Here is a 19,945-nt window from a genome sequence, read left to right on the forward strand (position 1 = left end):
TGCTCCCTCATAGTCCCACTCCTTACCCTATTTTTCCATCGGCTTATTATATCGATGATAATGCCGGCGCGCAACCATCTAATTCAAAGGGATTAGTGCCGCTCCATCCGAGGACTGACGGTAAGTTCATTACTCCGAACCATGGATCGTCCCGATTATTTTGCTAAATTATAGTTGGTTATAACATGAGGATGCGTTCTATCGGTCAATAGTGGTCCTTTCACATTCATAATAGGGGAGCGGAAACAGGTGAATAAACTCATTGAATTCAAGCAGGTGAAGAAACAATATCGAATTGGAGAGGTGACAATCAACGCGCTCGACGGGGTTGATTTCTCGATCGCCGAAGGGGAATTTGTCGTCATTCTCGGAGCCAGCGGCGCGGGCAAGAGCACTATTCTGAACATCCTTGGCGGGATGGACACGGCTAGTTCGGGTCAAGTGCTCGTCGGCGGCCAAGATATTACGCGGTACAAGGATCGGCAGCTGACAGTCTACCGGGGCGAGCAGGTCGGCTTCGTCTTCCAGTTCTACAACTTGATCCCGAACTTGAATGCGCTCGAGAACGTGGAATTCGCCACCGAGGTGTGCAGCGACCACCTTGATGCGAAAGTCGTTCTGGACCAAGTGGGGTTACGGGATCGTGCTCGCAGCTTCCCTTCTCAGCTCTCCGGCGGCGAACAGCAGCGCGTTGCGATTGCTAGAGCGGTAGCGAAGAACCCTCTGCTGCTGCTCTGCGACGAGCCAACCGGCGCGCTTGATTATGTCACAGGCAAGTCTGTCTTGAAGCTTCTTCAGGATTTGAACCGGGATACGAAGAAATGCGTTGTGCTGGTCACTCATAATACGGCCATTGCGCCGATTGCCGATAAGGTCATTAAGGTGAGGAGCGGCAGAATCGAGAGTATTACTTATAACCCTAACAAACAAAGCATTGAGGGGATTGAGTGGTAATGAGCAAACTGTGGCGCAAGTCATTACGGGATATGCTGCAGGCTAAGGGACAGTTCATCGCCTTTGTGCTCATTATCGCTGTGGGGGCGTTCTTCTACGCTGGACTTGTCACGTACAGCAGCAACCTCAGCGCTTATGCGGAAGATTATTTTCAAGAACATCAGCTTAGCGACTTATATGTATCTTATGACCAGCTGTCCACAGCCGATGTGGCCGCGCTGCGCTCGGTTGACGGTATAAGGCAGATAGAAGGCCGCTATACGCTCGATGCCACACAAACTTGGGACGGTTACAAAGCAACCCTTGCCATCCACTCGATACCTGCCGACAACCGCATCAATACACCGACCTTGCTAGTGGGCCGCCTCCCATCAAACAAACAAGAAATCATACTGGATTCCCATTACGCTGCCGAGCATCAATATACCGTAGGTGATCAGATTCGCATGAGCGCTGGCGAACGGAGATTTACCTTCACAATCAGCGGGTTGTGCGAGAATGTCGAGCACGCTAAGCTGAGCGACACGCAGGATCATCAGATCTACGGTGCAGCCTATATAGCAGAAGCCGCTATTCCTGTCATTTCGGGCGGTTCCTCCTTCAACGAAGTCATGATTATCGCTGAGGATGATTATGATCTCGAAGAGCTAGGGCAAGCCGTCGAGGAGCAGTCTAACCGGATGGACCTCCCCTCTCTCGATATTATGACGAAGGAACAAACGTTCAACTATTCCCAAATCAGCGCAACGATCTACAACAACAAGCTCATGAGCAGGGTCATCCCATTCGTTCTGTTCGTCATTGAAGCCATCATCCTATTCCTGGCCATGTCGAGAATGATTGATTCTCAGCGCAAACAGGTGGGCATTATGAAAGCGCTGGGCGTTCGAAATCGCAGCATTATGCTCCATTACATGAACTACCCTATCCTTGTCAGTATCATGGGTTCCGTTGTCGGCTGTGTCCTCGCCGCAGTCTTATTCGTTCCGATGATTAGGGAGTCCAATGCAAGAGCCTACTCACTGCCTGGCATTGCGTTCTCAATGTCCTTGTATTCCGTCCTTCCTCCCCTTCTGTTGTCTGCAGCATTCGGCATGCTCGCCTGTTACTTCAGCAGCCGATCGATATTGAAGGAGCATGCGGCGCAGGCGATGCGGCCTAAGCCTCCCAAGAAGATGAAGAAGCTCGTCATCGAACGAATTCCAGGTTTGTGGCAGTCGATCTCTTACAGCTACAAGCTGATTGTGCGGAACATCGCTCTCAATAAACAGAAGGCTCTGGCAAGCTCCATTGGCGTCGTTGTGAGCACCGTTCTATTGATCACCGCATTCGGCACGCAGACTGCTCTTCTGAAGGTTGCCAGTCAGACGGAAGAGGTGTTCACGTACGACCTGCGCATCGATTATAAAATGGGGACTTCGCCCGACAAGGCAAGTCTGCCCTCTGGCATCACATCCAGCTACGAACTGAGCTCCAATCCTGTTGTGCTTCTCCAAGAGAACGAGAAGGAGAATGCAACGCTGATCGTGACCGAGCCGGGGAACCGTCTCATTCATTACTTCGATGCGGATAATCGAGAGATGTCGTTAATGAACGATGGCGTACTTGTGCCTCAATCATACGCTGACTATTATCAGATTGAAGTTGGAGACATCATCAAGCTTAAATTCACGGCTCCGGCGATGAACAATAGGACCGTGGAGATGAAGGTTGCCGGGCTGTCGACACAATATTCGAATCCGTCTTTCTACGGGACGCCAGCTTACCTGAAGAGCCTCGGCATCGACTATCGCCCGACTTCATTGCTCGTTCAGGTGGACAATGCCGAGAAGCTGGAATCGGTGCGCACCTTCTTCGAGCACAATCCGAACGTCGATACGATTGCGGACCAGCAGGATCTGCAGAAGTCGGCGCAGTATATCGTGAAACAGAACAACTTCGTGTTCATTATGTTCATCGTATCGGCCATCATCCTGTCCTTCGGCGCCATCTACACAATTTCATCCATCAACATTTATGAGCGTCATCGCGAGCTTGCCACATTGAAAGTACTTGGCTACCAGCGGGGCAAAATCTATCGGCTCATCTTCCTTGAGAACGTCGCGCTCACCGTGTTCGCAGCCATCGTCGCACTGCCGATCAGCAGCTATGTGTATGGGATCATCATTCAGGCGCTGTCCAGCACGCATCAGCAAATTCCGAATCAATTAAGCTTCCCGGTTATTGTCGTATCGATTATCGCTGCATTCACGCTGACCATACTTTCGAATCTGATGCTTCGGGGCAAAGTGACCAACATTAATATGATCGAGTCGCTGAAGAGCGTGGAATAACGCCGCAGGGCCGCCCTTATGGGCGGCCCTGTTTCGTTATAAATAGTTGTGACCCGATTGTTCTCACTTATTCTCTGCTTGTTCTTCCCCATAAAGCACATTCATATGTTCAATATGAGATGTTCCCCAATCATTCATTACCTGCAATACGGCACGTAGACTCGCGCCGTATTCCGAGATCGAATATTCTACTTTCGGCGGCACTTGGCTGTACACCTCGCGATGTACGATATCGTTATACTCCAGCTCCCTTAGCTGCTGGCTGAGCATCTTTTTATTAATATCCGGTATCGCCTTCTGCAGCTCGCTGAATCGCATGGTTCCGTTCTCGATGAGCTGGAGCAGAATGACCGGCTTCCATTTGCCGATAAGAATATCCAATGCGGATTCGAATTTACAATACTGCTTCATGGCAGCCCCCCCTCCCGCTTTCCCATACTGATGCAAGGTAACTTTTTGTTTACTCGGTTTAGATAAAGTGCCTACTTCCTTGAAGCATGGACTTCCCCCTATTATACCTGTAGAGCATATCAAATAAGTAGTCGAGGGGTTGTAAATGCGCATGAATATTGCCATATGGATCGTTCAAGGACTCGCTGCGCTAGCGTTTATTTATGCAGGATGGCTGAAGGCTTTCCAGTATAATAAGGCCGTATCATCGTGGGGATGGGTGTCTGACATGCCGAGGACGCTCGTCGTCTTCATCGGTCTGGCGGAGTTAGTCGGGGCGGTTGGACTCATTCTTCCTGAGGCATTGGATGTTGCACCCGTATGGACGCCGATCGCCGCAACAACGCTTGCCGCAGTCGTTCTTCTTGGCGCCATTCTACACATGACGCGCAAGGAATATAAGGAGATCGGCGTGAACGTTGCATTCATCGTATTAGCTGCATTAGTGGCGGTCGGCCGCTTCTAGTGCGGATCGGAGTAAGCCAAGCTCGCAACAGAAGATGCGCCTGATACGGATTTGCAATCGCCGAATACGACAAAGGGCACCCTCTTGAGGTGCCCTTTGCTCATCGAATGATCGGTTTGAATGGCTGAGTTAGTTGAATTAGTTGATTAGCTTCCATACGTCAGCTTTGCCAGGCGTCTCGCCCTTCGTCCACCATTTGGCCTGATACGTATGCCCTGCATAGACGACCTTATCGCCAGCATTGTACGCCTTCGAAGTATTCCACGCTGGAACGGCACTTGAAGCAGCAGCCTTCCATACATCGGATACATCCGGCTGTTCGCCCTGCGTCCACCAGCCTGCCGTATACTCTACTCCGTTATAAGTAACTTTGTCGCCCGCCAGATAGATCTTGGAGCTGTCCCAAGCAGCAGTCGTTCCCGTCGGAGGCGTAACCGTCGCAGCCTTCGTCGTTACCGACAGCGCAGCGCTGGCCGTGGAGCGGTTATTCGCGGCATCCAGTGCAACAATGGTGTACGAATAAGCCGTCGCAGCTTGGAGACCGCTATCCGTGTACGTTCTTGAAGCTGTAGTGCCAATCAGCTTACCATCGCGGTACACTTCGTATTGGGTTACGCCAATGTTATCGGTTGCTGCTGCCCAGCTTAAAGTCACAACTGACTCCGTCACATTGCTGGAAGCTAGTCCCGTTGGTCGAGACGGTGCCGTTGTGTCTGGTGCCGGTGTCGATACAGACAGCGTGCTTGCCGTTATCGGCGCGCTTGCGCCTGAGCGATTGCCCTTGTTATCCACCGCTACCAGCGTGTAAGTGTACGTCGTATTGGCTGGCAGTCCGTTATCGGTATAAGCTGTCTGCGTCGTCGTTCCGACGACTGTACCGTTGCGGCTGACCTCATAATTTTTGATGCCTGCCGATGCAATCGATGCCGTCCAAGAGAGCGTGATGCTGCTGGTCGTATGACCCGAGCACAGAGCATCGGCCGGAATCGTCGGCAGCAAGACAGGCTCTGGATCAGGCGTCGTTGTACTGCCGTCTTGCGTCAGATTAACGTCAATCGCTTGGTAGAAGGCATTGACCGTATCGCCAATCTCCCATACGCCCAGAATGATGTAATAACCAGTGCGGTCAGTCGGCACATTGCAGGTGTGAGATACGGACATCTCGGGCTTCACATTACCGCCGTCGACTGTGCAGAACGGCTTCGACTCCAGCTGATCGCGTGTCAGCGGCTTGTTCGGATCCCAACCGATCTTCGTAATGTAATAACGCCAGCCCTCGGTCACATGATTCGCTGTGAGCTTCCAGGTGAACGTGTTCTTGCCGCCCTTCATATTGACCTTACTCCAACGAGTGGACGACTGCGCATCCAATTCCGAGTATTTGCCCGCTCCTGCGATCTTACCGTCTGCCGGTCCCGAAGATGGGAAATCGCCTATGCCTTCCACGCTTTGCGGTTCGTACTGAATGGCGCCGCAATCCTTGTTCGTTCCCTGCTGGCACAGCAGCGTTCGGCTAGTCGGCGATTCAATGTAGCCATGGGCGAAAGCTTTGCCAGAGAACCCGAACAGGAAGGCAAGCCCCAGTACCATCAATCCAAATCCAAACACTAGCTTAGATGCACGAGTATGAAAAGTGAGTTTCTCCCATGCTGCTTGCTGCGTAATCGTCATCTCGATTCCCCTTACATGATGTAATATTATTCCTGCGGTTATCTTAGACAATCAATAACTAATACGCTAGTTTCCAAAGACCTAGTGAATATGTATCGTCCTATATTCTAAAAATTAATTAAATTTATTTTTAATAATGACGTTCCAGCTATTCAAACCACCCGTTATTATCAAATTCTCATGTTTATTATTCAATAATCATCGATTGCCTGCATCATAGTAGTCCTACTTCAAAATAGGCCAAATCCATCTGTTGGCACGCGGAAGATATGCGCCTAACACGCTATGTTTTCCTGCCGCCTATGTCCACGGCACAGCCCTTTTCTATATCTGAAGTCCTTATTTAACTCAAAATCTTGTATACAAAAAGAGACCGTCCGATGCGACGATCTCTCATTATTCATCACGCCGAATGATTACGCGCTCCTGCCGCCATCAATCATTCGTTCTTCGCCTATACTGCCCCGGCGGCAATCCTGTCCATCGCTTGAAGGCGCTCTGAAATGCACTTGGTTCTGAGAACTGCAGCAGGTAAGCGATCTCGCCAACGGTGAAGCGCGGGTTCTTCAAATACTGAATGGCAAACGCCATCCTAGCCTTGTTGAACAGCTGATTGTAGGTCGTATGCTCCTGCTTCAAATTCGTCTGCAGGGACCGAACACTCAAATGGAAATGCTGTGCCGCCTCTGTCACGCTTGGAAACACGGCGGGCAAGCATTCGGTAATCCATTTGTACACCTGATCGGCCAACGTCCGGCCATGCAGCAGCTCGTTTCTTGCTTCCTCGGCATATTGCTCGAACGTGTTCAACAGCCCCTCGTTAGAGAGGACTATCGGATACTGCATCACTTCGTTCGCTAACCGAATGAGAGTCATCCCGCTTTCAAACGCAGGGTTCACGCCGAACATGGCAGTATACTCACGCTGATCCTCGGGTGCATGATGCATGAACTGCAGCCTGCTAAGCACGATGCTGCGGCAGCTCAGTTTCAGAAGAATGTGGTACAAAGAGCTGACCATGCCCTCAATCGCATGTCTGGAAGCTTGCCGATATGGGTCACTGACCTTGAACCTAATCGTCGTCCCTTCCTGCTCCGTTTCCCAGTCGATATCAATGCCGCTGCACACAATGACGTTATATCTCCGGTAGGCTGCCAGTGCATCCTCTATCGTGGGGCAGTGGAGAAGCACATAGCCAAGAATGCCAAGACTGGACAACTCAATCGTCTGACCGAGATGAAGACCTAAGCGCTCATCCTTCGTAAAATCAGCCGCGGCATCCTGCAATCGGTCAAACTCCTCCTCTGCGATTCGCATCTCCGCATCTTGAAGAATGGATCGATCGCATGAAGCCATGCGGCAAAATGAATCAATATCATACCCCTTCTGAACCATGTAGCTTAACATTGGATGAATAAGAAGAGCAGACAGACCATAGCTCACTTGAGCACCGCACCTTTCGCAACGGAATACCTTTTCTGCGTTTTGGAACATTTGAATCGAAGACTCCTCCTCTTAAGATGATGGTATCCCATCTATAAACAGAGGAGTGAGTGCATAATGAGCCGTTATGGCATGCGAATAATGGGCATGCAGCTGCTGGCGATGCCCGTCTTGATTGTGATCTCTTGGACAGGACTTATGATCAGCTTCGATTATCCGGATATTCTAAGGAAGCCGACTGCGATTATCCTGCAGCAGTATGAAGAAGGCGGCGTGACGCTGCGAATGTATTGGGCTGGGATGGTCGTATCCAGCTTGCTCATCATCCCGATCGTCATGCTGCTATACCGATTAACAAGCCCTATAAATCGGAGCCTGAGCCTTGTGGCAGCAGGCATTGGATTCGCCTCGGCTATCTTCCATGTAGTTGGTTTCTCAAGGTGGTTATTTGTTGTGGACAGCTTGGTCGCCCAATATGTCGACAACGAGCACCTATCGCCAGCACGCAGGGAAGCCATTGAAGTTATCTTCGACGCGCTTCACACCTACCTAGGCGTAACGATCGGTGAAACTCTTGGTTTTGCAACAATGGGAGTATGGGCAATTATGATGGCGATTACGTTATACCAATCGGGGCATCTCCCGAGATGGGCTGCCGTAATCTCCGTGCTGTGCGGAATTGGAATTGCAGCAGGCATCTTGGAGTGGGTAGGATGGTCCGCCGCTGCTGACGTTAATGCGTATGCCTACCAATTGTGGATTCTGATTCTCGCTTGTTTAGGCGTTTCTTTCATCGTAAGGAAGGAGTGAGTCCCGCTTCCATACGCAACACTATTATACCTGGATACGGCACAATTGGATCAGGCAATGTCACGGGTTCTGACACACTGCACAACAAATAAGGCCGTCCGATAATGGATGACCTTAGCTCTTTACGTATTCTAGTAGGTTATGCCGCCGCCGTAACGCGATTGCGTCCGTCTTTCTTCGATGTGTACAACGCCTCATCCGCTCTGCGGAGTATCGCCTCCAGCGACTCGTTGTCACTAATCTGCACGACGCCGAAGCTCGAGGTGACGGCGACCGTATTACCCTTGAAATGCATCGCGCTCTGCTGAAGCGCCGCCCGAATGTTCTCCGCTAGTTTAACGGCTTCAGGCAATGCGGCGCTTGGCAGCGCAATAACGAATTCCTCTCCCCCGTAACGGGCGAATGGCATATCCGGATGAATGAAACGCTGGCAGACCGATACGATGTGCATCAGCGCCTGATCGCCTGTTTCGTGCCCGTACGTGTCATTGATTTGTTTGAAATGGTCGATGTCGAACAGGATTAACGAGACAGGTCCGCTGTCCGCATTCTCGAGGAGCGTTTTCCCTTCCGCGAGAAATTGCGTCCGATTGTAGATGCCGGTCAATCCATCATAATACGCCAGCTTCTTCAACTGCTCCTGAAGCATGCGCTGCTCCGTCACATCGATCAGCATCAGCAGCATGCCGATCGCATCGCCGCCCTTGTTCATGACGAGGGACGTCCTCACCTGATAGCTCGAGATGCCTTCCGCAGAAGGCCAATGCACTTCTTCCTCCAGGCCATCCATGCTAACATGCTCAGGGAAGGACCTGCCCGTTAACTGCGGCCACATATCATCTAGGCTCGTTCCGATGACACCGCTGTGCAGGAAAGGAATCATGCCTTTGACCGCCTGGTTGTAATCGATGATCCGGCGGTTGGCATCCAGCACGATAACGCCTTCGCGCATGCTTTCGAAGATGCTTTCCTTAGCGATCGGTACGATTGTCAGCAAACGGCTCGCCGCGATGGACCAAATGAACAGAGAAGCGGTCACGCACATCGTAATCGGCACCGGATCCATCCCATATGGCGTAAGCCCGAGAAGGTAGACGAAAGCGGCAGACATCGGCAGCAGCTGCGAAATAATGAGCGTCGCCAGCTGGAACCGATATGCCTTCTTCGTGCTGCGCCATCTTCTGATGAGCAGCACCGTGGCCGTAAACAAGCTGCCGAACGTGTAGGCGCCGTGCACGATATACCATTGTCCGATCGACACGTCCGCCATCGGCGAAGGTGCGTCTGCTCTAAGATACATAGACTTGTAGAATAGGTGGTGGTAATCGTTCGTCAATACCATCAGGAAGCTAATGAACGGGATTACGCACATGAGCAAGCCCGTCCGGAGTGAAACGGTTCTGCCGATATACTTCAGAATGACGATCAAACCGAGTACAGCCGCAAAGGGCATGCCGGCATATTCCACCATCGTCCAATGCTTGATCTGCTCCAGCGTATTGCTGGCAAGCTCGAACGCGTGGCCGAATACATAAATGCACTGCGTAAAGGTGAACAACATAAACGTGTAGGCGAACGGCGTCTGTTTTCTTTTGACAAAAGAATAAATAAATAATACTAAAATCAATACACCTGACGTTGTAACAAGCGAAATATACGCTGTAAGTTGTGGATTCGCCATTCTCTGTCTCCAATAATGAGCGGTTTTGACACCATTCTACAGCAAACAAAGACATACATAAATAGGAACACTACTGGTTACAATGCGATGTTAAGTCCATGGTTACAACACAAAACCCCGACCGCAGATTGCGCGTCGGGGCTTCCATATGACGTCTATAAGAGCTGAATCCACTTCCCTGTGTAAAAATATTACTTCGTCTTCAAATCCTCAATCGAGTTAATTTCCATATAGGACGGAACCACGAGACCAAGCTTCGTTCCGACCAGGTTCGCGCCCAAGTCCTCAAACTGTCCTTGGTACTTGTCGTAGTAATCTTGGTGAGTGGTCGGCAGCCAAGCTGCTGCCATCGCATCCGCACTGCTGTTGGCGATGCCCGCCCACATCGGGCCCGCTTCCACCTGCAGCATCTCGACCTTGTAACCAAGACGCTGCTCGAGCACCTGCTTCACGACGTTCGTGCTCGCAATCTCCGAATCCCAAGCCACAAACGCAAGCTTCAGCTTCTTGCCGGATTCCTGCGGAAGATCCTTCACCCATGCATCGACCTTATCGGCGTTCGCCTCTACCCACTGTGCGGCGGCTTCCTCTGCCTTCGTACCGTCTGCAACCGCGTTCATGACGACAGCCATCTCATCCGGCGTCCATTCGAAACGGTCGAGCATGAAGTAAGCGGAAGGTGCATCCTCCTTCAGGCCATTGCGAACAATCGTATGAATCTCTTCATCTTGGCCGAAGGAACCCTTCGAATCCTCGAGATATTTCAAGTCGTATTTGGCGAACATCCAGTGCGGCGTCCAGCCCGTGACGATGATAGGCTCTTCGTTCTTGTATGCTTTATCTAGTGCGGCAGCCATCGCAGCACTAGAACCCTCGACGAGTTTCCAGTCGGACAGCTCGTAGTCGGCCATCGCTTTCTCCGTCTGCTTCATCAGGCCAGCGCCGGGGTCGATCCCGACAATCTTATGTTTCACCTGATCCCCGACGGTGCCTCCGCTCGCGCTCTCGTCACTGCTTCCGCTCGAGCACCCGGTTATTGCTATAGCACCCGTTAACCCAACGACTAACAACAGTTTCGAAGCGTGTTTAAACATTCGACCCTCTCCTATTCTTTCTCACGATGTGTTGTGTCATACGGTCCAGCACAATCGCCAGCACGACGATTGCAAGTCCCGCTTCAAACCCTTCACCCGTCTTAATCTGCGTTACTGCGCCATATACGTCGGCGCCGACACCTTGCGCACCGATCATCGATGCGATAACGACCATCGACAACGACAGCATGATCGTCTGGTTGATGCCCGTCATAATAGATGGCATCGCCAGCGGAATCTGCAGCTTGAACAGCTTCTGCCTGCTTGTCGAGCCGAAAGCGTCCGCTGCCTCCACCAGATCCTCCGGCACTTGGCGAATACCCAAGTTCGTCAGCCGGATCGTCGGCGGCACGGCGAAGATAACCGACGCAATGACGCCCGGCACGACCCCTAGTCCGAAGAACGTAACAGCCGGAATCAAATACACGAATGCAGGCATCGTCTGCATGAAATCGAGCAGCGGGGTGACAATCCCCCTCACCCGATCACTTTGTGCGGAGCCAATGCCGAGGGGCACGCCGATGACGATCGACAGAATTGCCGATGTCAGCACAAGTGCCAGCGTATCGATCGTGTGCTCCCACAAGCCGAGATTATCGATTAACAGCAGACCAATTGCTGTGAATGCTGCGAACTTCCATTTGCCGAGATAATAACCAAGCGCCGCTGCCAGTACGATAAACACAAGCGCCGGCAGCCAGTGGAACGTGCTGGCGATGCCATTCACGATCCCTTCAATACATAAGGAGATAACATGAAACAGCGGCTTCAAGCCCGTCTCCAGCGCGTCAACAATGTTCTCTACCCACTTATCGAGCGGAAGCTTAGACATTAGCGCTCACCCCTTCCGTCAACGCGGCTACTGGTTCAGCAGGCTGGTCAGCCCGCTGATCCGGATTGCCAGCGAGCGCGCCAAGCACCGCACCGCGGACAATTACGCCCATAAGCCGATTATTGCTGTTCACGACGGCAACCGGATGCTTGGATGTGCTGCAGATGTCGAACAGCTGATACAGCAGCTTGTCTTTGTCCACTACCGCAACGTCGTGGATGACAATGTCCGCAAGCGTCTTGCCCTCGCGAACGGCTGCGGAAGCATCCTCAGCCGTAATGACCCCCATCAACCTGCGGCCCCGGTCAACAACGAACAAGTTTGATATGCCGCTCTCCCGCATCAGCTGGAGGGCAACGCGCGGACCGCGGTCCAGACCGATCGTCTCTGGACGGCGCATGACGGAGGCTGCCGTCAGCACCTTAGACAAGTCGACATCCTCGACGAACCGCTCAACGTATTCGTTGGCCGGATTCATCATGACCTCCTCCGGCGTGCCGACCTGTACGACGCTGCCGTCCTTCATGAGAAGGATCCGGTCGCCGATGCGCAGCGCTTCGTCCAGATCATGCGTAATGAAGATGATCGTTTTCTTCATCTTCTCTTGCAGCTCCAGCAGCTCATCCTGCATCTCCTTGCGGATCAACGGATCAAGCGCACTGAAGGCTTCGTCCATCAGCAGAATATCCGGATCGTTCGCCAGCGCCCTGGCGAGCCCGACCCGCTGCTGCATGCCGCCGCTCAGTTGAGACGGCAGGCTGTCCGCATAATCGCCAAGCCCGACGAGCGTAAGCGACTCGACCGCTTTCTTCCTGCGTACTGCCTTATCTACGCCTTGCACCTCAAGGCCATATTCCACGTTCTCGGCCACCGTTCGGTGCGGGAACAACGCAAACTTTTGGAACACCATGCTGATCTGCTTCTGGCGCACCTTGATCAGACCTTCTTTATTCATCTTCACGATGTCCTTGCCATGTATGGCGATGCTCCCGCGAGTCGGCTCGATCAGCCGGTTAAGCATCCTCACGAGCGTCGATTTGCCGCTGCCCGAGAGGCCCATTATGACGAAGATTTCGCCTTCATTAACGGAGAAACTAACGTTGTTCACGCCTACCGTATGTTTTCTCTCGCGATAAATCTTCTCTTTATTCCACCCGTCATCCATTAGGCGGAGAATTGATTCTGGATCGTTACCAAACACTTTGGTGACTTGATTCACCTCAATGATAGCCATCCAGCTCACCCCTTCCTTTGCATGATCGCACTTTCTTCCCTATAAGTGTAAAAAGTTTCGTCGTCCAGTGTCAACAATCCTAACCGTTGTAACAGTACGTACAGTTATTTCTGTACAAAGTATGCTCCCGAATGCTCCCGTTTCCTCCCTTTCTCCTTCCAACTGGTTTCTTTACAAGGCCGAGATTGTTCTTTACAATTACGAATATACAAAGGTCAGGTGAATGAAGATGGAGCGCAGAGGCGGTCTCAGCCCTGAACAGGAGCTGGCTTTGCTTAAGACGCGGAAGAAAGTGATCGAAGCGGTTGGCAACAATATGGATCTGTACGGCATCACGCCATCGACGGGGCATCTGTACGGACTCATGTTTTTTCAAAATAAACCGATGACGCTCGACGATATGAGACAAGCGATGGAGATGAGCAAGACCAGCATGAGCACCGGCGTGCGAACGCTCGTCGACCTCAAAATGGTGAACAAGGTGTGGGAGAAGGGTTCCCGCAAAGACCTGTACGAGGTCGAGCACGACTGGTACCAGACCTTCGCTGATTTCTTCTCGATTAAGTGGCGTAAAGCGTCGGAAATTAATTTACATGCGCTTCGCAAATCGAGATTCGAGCTGCTGGCGCTTGTCGAGCAGTACCCCGGCGACAATGAACTGGAGCAGCAGGTGCAGCTTGATCTTGCTAAGATCGACGAAGCAATTCGGTATTATCAATGGCTTATTCGTCTTATTGAAACGCTTGAATCGCAAGAAATTTTCAAGCTTGTGCCGAAGGATAACGGCTAGCTGACGTAGGAAAAGCCCCGACCGCTAATGGATAGCGAATCGGGGCTTTCGTGTCGTGTCTAAAAAGGAATAACACAGAGGGACCTGTGCCAATGGCAGAGGTCCCTCTCTTCTATATTTATATATGAATTGAATTAGTTCCAGATCTCTTCCGCAATCTCCTTGATTCGAGCAAGCTTGCGCCATTGCTGCTCCTCCGTCAGGTGGTTGCCTTCCTCCGTCGAAGCGAAGCCGCATTGCGGGCTCAGGCAAATCCGATTCAAATCCACGTATTGAGCTGCTTCTTCAATCCGCTTCAAGATGTCCTCTTTGCTCTCCAGTTCGCCGAACTTCGAGGAGAACAGGCCAAGCACCACCTGCTGATTGTCCTTCAGGAAGCGCAGCGGCTTGAAGTCGCCGGCGCGGTCCGTATCATACTCCAGGTAGAAACCCGCGTAGTTGTCGATGCCGAGCAGCGTCTGCGCGATCGGCTCGTAGCCGCCGCCAACGCCGGCATAAGTCGATAAATAGTTGCCGCGGCATACGTGCGTCGTGACGACGAGATCTTCCGGCAGGTCTGCGATGACGGCTGCGTTCAGCTTCGCGAACTCGTTCGCGTAATCCGCAAGATCGACGCCGATCTGCGCCATGAAGGCCGAGAACTGCTCGTCGCACAGCGCGCCCCACGTGCAGTCGTCGATCTGAATGCTGCGGCAGCCCGCTTCGTACAAGGCGAGAATCGCTCCCCGGTACGCTTGCGTGATGTCCGCAAGCAGCTCTTCGCGGTTCGGATAAATCGTCTTCGTGCTTTCCTGATTCTCAGCGCGATCCAGCTCGAACAGCAACTGCGCAGCCGCAGGAATCGCTTGGCGTGCAACAACGTCATCGCCAGCAGCAGCTTTCAGGAAGGAATAGTGCGCAACGAAAGGATGGCTGCTGAATTTGATTTTGCCCGTCAGGGAGGCGGTTTCCGGTCTCGATTGCGCCCCGTTGAACTGATAGCCTTGGTCGATGATCGTCCGCTGCACGCCGTCGAAGCCCCAGAAGAAGTCCAGATGCCACCACGAGCGGCGGAATTCGCCGTCCGTAACAGCCTGAAGGCCGACCTCCTTCTGCTTCTGTACAAGCTTCACGATCTCGGCGTTCTCCACTTCCGTAAGCTGCTCCGCCGTAATCTCGCCGTTCTGGTACTTGGATCGAGCCTCTTTCAATGCGCTTGGGCGCAGGAAGCTGCCCACGATATCATATCGGAAAGGAGTAACGGTACGTTTGTTAGCCTTAGTTGTCTGTGTGCTCATATTCATTCTCCTCGTCTCATCGATTTTATTTGGTACGAGTAAATATAGCACGGGTGAACGGCTATACCGTCATACGGATAAACGATGGAAGGTTATAAGTAATAGCTATAGCTGGCGTCGCAAACGGAGGAGTTTTGTGAATAAACTTCCAAATATTTAGTAGGTTTTAAGAACTTCCATTCCTGCAAGCATGCTATAGTGAACATAAATAAGGCTTAATCTGTCGCCCAGGAGGAACTTGCAGTGTCCCGAAGAACGATCATGCTCGTCGATGACGAGAAAGAAATCATTAAGCTTATGGAGATTTATTTGCAAAATGAAGGTTATGTCCTTCTGAAGGCGTCCGACGGCGTAGAAGCGCTTGAAATTCTAGAACGTCATTCCGTCGATCTCATTATTATGGACGTCATGATGCCGCGGATGGACGGCATGGAAGCCTGCATGCGCATCCGCGAGACGCGCGAGCTGCCCATCATCCTGCTGTCCGCTAAGAATCAGGATATCGACAAAATATCAGGATTAAGCTTGGGAGCCGACGATTATGTGACGAAGCCGTTCAACCCGCTTGAGTTGATCGCTCGCGTCAAATCGCATCTGCGGCGCTACAAACAATTCGGTCGATCCCCTGATGCAGACAATTCGTTGATTGAGATCGACGACCTCAGCATCAACATCGCTACTCATAAAGTGACGATAGACGGCGAGGAAGTGAAGCTGACGCCTCGCGAATTCGCCATTCTGCAGCTGATGGCTTCCAATCGAGGCATCGTCTTCAGCATGGACCGAATATACCAAGAAGTGTGGAACGAACCGTTCATGGAGTCCAGGAACACCGTAATGGTTCATATCCGCAAACTCCGGGAGAAGATCGAGCCGGACCCGCGATCGCCGCGCTATATTAAGACTGTCTGGGGCATCGGCTACAAAATCGACCCCGATTAATTCGCCTGTGGAAGGAAACATGCGTGTATGAACCCACTTACATACAAATGGTTGAAGTCCGTTCGCTGGAAGTTCTTCGGCGCCGCGCTGGGCAGCATATTGCTAACCACCTTGATCCTGTACGGTTGCTATCTGCTCGCCCAGTATCTGATTCAAATTAAACTGCTCAGCAGCCCTCTCGCAATCGTCGTCAACCGCATCGGCTCCGCTCCTGTCCTTGTCATCATCGGCATCAGTTCTTTGTGCCTGTTCTACAATTTCTTCAGCCGCAATACGATTCGCCGCCTAGAAGAACTGGACAAGGCGTTGCACAACTTAGAGAACGGTAATTTCAATGTCGATTCGTTAACGCCGTCGCAAGACGAGATCGGTCAAGCGGCAGCCAGCCTGGACCGATTGGCCGAGCAATTAAAGCAGTATTCCAACCGCATCGCGGAAGGCGTGAATGAGGTCGCCTCCGGCCGTCTCGACTACCGATTCGAATCGGATCAATCTTATGGAGAGCTGACGCGCATCACGGAAAGCATTAACCGAATGGCAGAGCAGTTGGACCGTTCGATGCAGGATGAGCGCCTCGCCGAGAAGACGAAGAACGACCTCATTATCGGCGTCTCCCACGATTTGCGCACCCCGCTCACCTCCATTCTCGGTTTCCTAGAGGTCATCGAACAAGACCGTTATCGGGATGAAGTGGAGCTGCGCCACTATATCAATATCGCCTATGTCAAAGCGCGTGCGCTCAAAAGACTGATCGACGACCTGTTCGAATATACCCGCATCGACAGCGGCATGCCGCTCGCCTTAGAGGAACTCGACGTGACTGGACTGCTGCAGCAGCTCGTGGAAGAATACGTCCCTCTGCTGGACCAAGCGTCTATGTCTTACCGGCTCGATGCACCGGATGACCCCCTTCTAATTGAAGCCGACGGCGGTCTGCTGGTGCGCGCTTTCGAGAACCTGCTGACCAACGCCATCCGTTATGGCAGCGGCAGCCAATACGTGGATATTGAGATCGAACAGGAAGGCGATGCTGCCATCGTTCGGATTATGAACTACGGCGAGCCTATTCCGCCAAGCGATCTGCCCTTTATATTCGACCGTTTCTACCGTGGGGACCGTTCGCGTTCCAGCGGCGGTACGGGACTCGGGCTAGCTATCGTCAAAAGCATTGCGGAAGTGCACGAGGGCAAAGTATCCGTGCGCAGCGGTCGCATTCGCACCGTGTTTGAGATCGCGCTGCCCATCCGCCAACCTTCAGCAAATCATTAACAAAAGTTAAGGATTCGATAAGCTTTTCATCACCATGGCATTAAGAACCCTCCTCTATAATCGCTATTGATTAAACAAGAGGAGGAATGCCTGATGAGTTGGTTGCTGCTTCTCGCAAACGTTATTTTATTGACTGCTGGTCGAGTTACTTGGAAGAAAGCGATCCGATTGCAGGGCGGGCTAACGGTTCGCAGCCTTCCTGAGCTGCTCCTATCTCCCCTATTCCTAGTAGGCGGCATCTACTACGCTGCGGCAGCGTTAACCTGTCTCTATGTGCTATCCCGCCTCCTGCTATAGGAAAAATCTATGGCCCCGAATAGTTTTTAAGTGTTTCTCTATGGCTGCTTATCGCCCCTATACTGAAGCCACCACCACATGACAGGGAGCGATTGACCATGAAAACATCGATCATCGGATATCCGCGCGTCGGCGCGCTTAGAGAGCTTAAGTTTGCATCGGAGAACTATTTTAAAGGCACGGGCACGCTCGAACAGCTGAACCAAACGGCTGCTGAGCTGAGAGCATCGCACTGGAAGCTGCAGAAGGCGCAAGGCATCGATTACATCCCTTCGAACGACTTCTCGTTCTACGACGGCCTGCTCGACACGGCTTGCCTGTTCAACATTATCCCTCAGCGATATAGCGTTCTTGGTCTGAGCCCGCTGGAGACGTACTTCGCAATGGCGCGCGGCTACCAGGGCGAACGCGGCGATGTGAAGGCATTGGCGATGAAAAAATGGTTCAACACGAACTATCACTACATGACGCCTGAGATTGAAGATGCAGCTGACATTCGTCTGGCCGGAACGAAGCTGTTCGACGAATTCAACGAGGCGAAGCAGCTCGGCATTACGACGAAGCCGGTGCTCGTCGGTCCATTCACGCTGCTGAAGCTTGCGAAATTCACGGGCTCCAAGCAACCCAAGGACTTCGCCGGCGCGCTTGTTGAAGGTTATAAGGCAGTGCTGGCACAGCTTAACACGCTAGGCGCCGAGTGGGTGCAGCTGGACGAGCCTGCGCTCGTTACGGACCTGTCGCAGGAAGATATCGCACTGTTCGCGGAGCTCCATTCCCAGATCCTTGCGGCTAAAGGCAATGTGAAAGTAGTTGTTCAAACCTACTTCGGCGATGTTCGCGACTGCTATCAAGCGCTTCAATCCCTGCCTTTCGACGGCGTGGGCCTCGACTTCGTGGAAGGTACGCAAACGCTCGCGCTTCTGAAGCAATTCGGATTCGCACAAGGCAAAGTACTGTTCGCCGGCGTTATTAACGGCAAGAACATTTGGAAGAACCACTATAAGAAGACGCTCGCGCTGGTCCAAGAGATTGGTCAGCACGCAGCGCAAGTCGTGATCGGCCCATCCTGCTCGCTGCTCCACGTTCCTTACACGCTGAAGAACGAGACGAAGCTGGCTGAAACGACGAAGAACTATTTTGCATTCGCGGAAGAAAAGCTGCAGGAGCTTGCCGAGCTCAAGGCAATCACGGCGCTTGAATATTCGAAGTCTTCACCGCTGTATATTGCGAACGAGAAGCTGTTCGGCGCTTCGCGCTTTGCTGGCGACGAATCGGTACAAGCAAGAGCGGCTGCGCTGACAGACGCTGATTTCACGAGACTGCCTGCGTTCGCAGAGCGTGAGCAAATTCAGCGGGACAAGTTCAAGCTGCCGCTGCTGCCAACGACGACGATCGGCTCCTTCCCGCAAACGGCAGACGTTCGGGCGAACCGCGCGTCGTTCAAGAAGGGCGCGATCAGCGAAGAGCAGTATAAGCAGTTCAACTTCGAGAAAATCGCACAATGCGTCGCGCAGCAGGAAGAGATCGGCCTTGATGTACTCGTTCACGGCGAATACGAGCGCAACGACATGGTGGAATACTTCGGCGAAAGCCTCGACGGCTTCGTCTTCACGCAGAACGCTTGGGTACAATCGTACGGCACGCGATGCGTGAAGCCTCCGATCATCTGGGGCGATATCCGCCGCTCGAAGCCGATGACGGTTGAATATTCGGCATATGCGAAGAGCCTGACGAACAAGCCGGTCAAAGGCATGCTGACGGGTCCCGTTACGATTCTCAACTGGTCGTTCACGCGCGAGGACATCAGCCTGAAGGACAGCGCCCTGCAAATCGCGCTTGCGATCCGCGACGAGGTATTGGATCTTGAAGCTAACGCAATCGAGATCATTCAGATCGACGAAGCTGCGCTGCGCGAGAAGCTGCCGCTTCGCCAATCGGACTGGCAGAGCGAGTATCTGAGCTGGGCGATCCCTGCCTTCCGACTGACGCACAGCGGCGTTCAAGCCGATACGCAGATCCACACGCATATGTGCTACAGCCAATTCAGCGATATTATTCGCGATATCGATGCAATGGATGCCGATGTCATTACGTTCGAAGCCTCACGTTCGGACCTATCGATTATCGACTCCATCAACGCATGCGGCTTCAAGACGGAAGTAGGTCCAGGCGTATACGATATTCACTCCCCGCGTGTGCCAAGCGTCGATGAGCTGAAGCAAGGTCTTGGCCGTATGCTCGATAAGATCGATCCTGCGAAGCTGTGGGTGAACCCGGACTGCGGTCTGAAGACGCGCGGCGAAGCCGAAACATGGGCAAGTCTGAAGCATCTGATCCAAGCGGCGCAAGAGGTTCGCGCAACACTATAATAGATAGTATGTTAACCACAAGAAAACCCGCCT

The 19,945-nt window shown here is 52.4% G+C and carries 17 protein-coding genes; 9 read left to right on the plus strand and 8 right to left on the minus strand.

The window, feature by feature from the left end:
* Positions 1-249: 249 nt before the first annotated feature.
* Both SBI19_RS09510 and SBI19_RS09515 read left to right on the plus strand, forming a co-directional pair.
* A complete protein-coding gene (locus tag SBI19_RS09510; protein ID WP_317967380.1) occupies positions 250-954 on the plus strand; it encodes an ABC transporter ATP-binding protein in 705 nt (234 codons plus the stop codon).
* Positions 954-3,287, plus strand: coding sequence for an ABC transporter permease (locus SBI19_RS09515; RefSeq protein ID WP_317967382.1), 2,334 nt, complete (start codon positions 954-956; stop codon positions 3,285-3,287). Before SBI19_RS09510 ends, SBI19_RS09515 begins: the two co-directional genes overlap by 1 nt.
* Before the next feature lie 63 nt (positions 3,288-3,350).
* Here the strand turns inward: SBI19_RS09515 and SBI19_RS09520 are convergent, their stop codons facing one another.
* Positions 3,351-3,698, minus strand: coding sequence for a winged helix-turn-helix transcriptional regulator (locus SBI19_RS09520; protein ID WP_317967384.1), 348 nt, complete (start codon positions 3,696-3,698; stop codon positions 3,351-3,353).
* 151 nt (positions 3,699-3,849) lie between these two features.
* On the opposite strand from SBI19_RS09520, the gene SBI19_RS09525 reads away from it, so the two are divergent.
* Positions 3,850-4,203, plus strand: coding sequence for a DoxX family protein (locus SBI19_RS09525; protein WP_317967386.1), 354 nt, complete (start codon positions 3,850-3,852; stop codon positions 4,201-4,203).
* A 138-nt stretch (positions 4,204-4,341) separates the two neighbouring features.
* On the opposite strand, the gene SBI19_RS09530 is transcribed toward SBI19_RS09525, so the two are convergent.
* Together SBI19_RS09530 and SBI19_RS09535 are read right to left on the minus strand one after the other, a co-directional pair.
* Complete coding sequence (locus SBI19_RS09530) at positions 4,342-5,874, minus strand: lytic polysaccharide monooxygenase (protein ID WP_317967388.1); 1,533 nt, start codon at positions 5,872-5,874, stop codon at positions 4,342-4,344.
* A gap of 435 nt (positions 5,875-6,309) precedes the next feature.
* Positions 6,310-7,317 carry an AraC family transcriptional regulator gene (locus tag SBI19_RS09535; protein ID WP_317967390.1) on the minus strand — a complete coding sequence of 336 codons (1,008 nt, stop codon included), beginning with the start codon at positions 7,315-7,317 and terminating at the stop codon, positions 6,310-6,312.
* 117 nt (positions 7,318-7,434) lie between these two features.
* Here SBI19_RS09535 and SBI19_RS09540 point away from each other — a divergent pair, with 117 nt between their 5' ends.
* Complete coding sequence (locus tag SBI19_RS09540; RefSeq protein ID WP_317967392.1) at positions 7,435-8,127, plus strand: DUF4386 domain-containing protein; 693 nt, start codon at positions 7,435-7,437, stop codon at positions 8,125-8,127.
* 139 nt (positions 8,128-8,266) lie between these two features.
* Here the strand turns inward: SBI19_RS09540 and SBI19_RS09545 are convergent, their stop codons facing one another.
* From SBI19_RS09545 to SBI19_RS09560, 4 genes are all read right to left on the minus strand, one after another.
* Entirely contained in the window at positions 8,267-9,808 is a 1,542-nt protein-coding gene (locus tag SBI19_RS09545; RefSeq protein ID WP_317967394.1) for a histidine kinase N-terminal 7TM domain-containing diguanylate cyclase, read from the minus strand.
* 191 nt (positions 9,809-9,999) lie between these two features.
* Positions 10,000-10,902 (minus strand): glycine betaine ABC transporter substrate-binding protein, encoded by a 903-nt coding sequence (locus SBI19_RS09550; RefSeq protein WP_317967396.1) that lies wholly within the window; start codon positions 10,900-10,902, stop codon positions 10,000-10,002.
* The gene (locus SBI19_RS09555) at positions 10,895-11,734 is read right to left on the minus strand and encodes an ABC transporter permease (RefSeq protein WP_317967398.1); all 840 of its coding nucleotides are present in this window, start codon (positions 11,732-11,734) and stop codon (positions 10,895-10,897) included. Before SBI19_RS09555 ends, SBI19_RS09550 begins: the two co-directional genes overlap by 8 nt.
* A complete protein-coding gene (locus tag SBI19_RS09560) occupies positions 11,727-12,968 on the minus strand; it encodes a quaternary amine ABC transporter ATP-binding protein (RefSeq protein ID WP_317967400.1) in 1,242 nt (413 codons plus the stop codon). Before SBI19_RS09560 ends, SBI19_RS09555 begins: the two co-directional genes overlap by 8 nt.
* A 229-nt stretch (positions 12,969-13,197) precedes the next feature.
* Between SBI19_RS09560 and SBI19_RS09565 the strand changes: the two genes are divergently transcribed.
* Positions 13,198-13,758: a GbsR/MarR family transcriptional regulator gene (locus tag SBI19_RS09565; protein ID WP_483312263.1), complete on the plus strand. Its 561-nt coding sequence runs from the start codon at positions 13,198-13,200 to the stop codon at positions 13,756-13,758.
* 134 nt (positions 13,759-13,892) lie between these two features.
* Here the strand turns inward: SBI19_RS09565 and SBI19_RS09570 are convergent, their stop codons facing one another.
* Positions 13,893-15,035 carry a 5-methyltetrahydropteroyltriglutamate--homocysteine S-methyltransferase gene (locus SBI19_RS09570; RefSeq protein ID WP_317967404.1) on the minus strand — a complete coding sequence of 381 codons (1,143 nt, stop codon included), beginning with the start codon at positions 15,033-15,035 and terminating at the stop codon, positions 13,893-13,895.
* A gap of 261 nt (positions 15,036-15,296) precedes the next feature.
* On the opposite strand from SBI19_RS09570, the gene SBI19_RS09575 reads away from it, so the two are divergent.
* The 4 genes from SBI19_RS09575 (at position 15,297) to metE (ending at position 19,912) form a co-directional block, all read left to right on the plus strand.
* Positions 15,297-15,977, plus strand: a complete 681-nt coding sequence (locus SBI19_RS09575) for a response regulator transcription factor (RefSeq protein ID WP_483312266.1) — start codon at positions 15,297-15,299, stop codon at positions 15,975-15,977.
* 27 nt (positions 15,978-16,004) lie between these two features.
* Complete coding sequence (locus SBI19_RS09580) at positions 16,005-17,246, plus strand: sensor histidine kinase (RefSeq protein ID WP_317967408.1); 1,242 nt, start codon at positions 16,005-16,007, stop codon at positions 17,244-17,246.
* 93 nt (positions 17,247-17,339) lie between these two features.
* Positions 17,340-17,543, plus strand: coding sequence for a hypothetical protein (locus SBI19_RS09585; RefSeq protein WP_317967410.1), 204 nt, complete (start codon positions 17,340-17,342; stop codon positions 17,541-17,543).
* A 98-nt stretch (positions 17,544-17,641) separates the two neighbouring features.
* Positions 17,642-19,912 carry a 5-methyltetrahydropteroyltriglutamate--homocysteine S-methyltransferase gene (gene metE / locus SBI19_RS09590; RefSeq protein WP_317967412.1) on the plus strand — a complete coding sequence of 757 codons (2,271 nt, stop codon included), beginning with the start codon at positions 17,642-17,644 and terminating at the stop codon, positions 19,910-19,912.
* The last annotated feature ends 33 nt before the right edge of the window (positions 19,913-19,945 follow it).

Source organism: Paenibacillus sp. CCS19 (assembly GCF_033239625.1).
In the GTDB taxonomy this organism is placed as follows: domain Bacteria; phylum Bacillota; class Bacilli; order Paenibacillales; family Paenibacillaceae; genus Paenibacillus_T.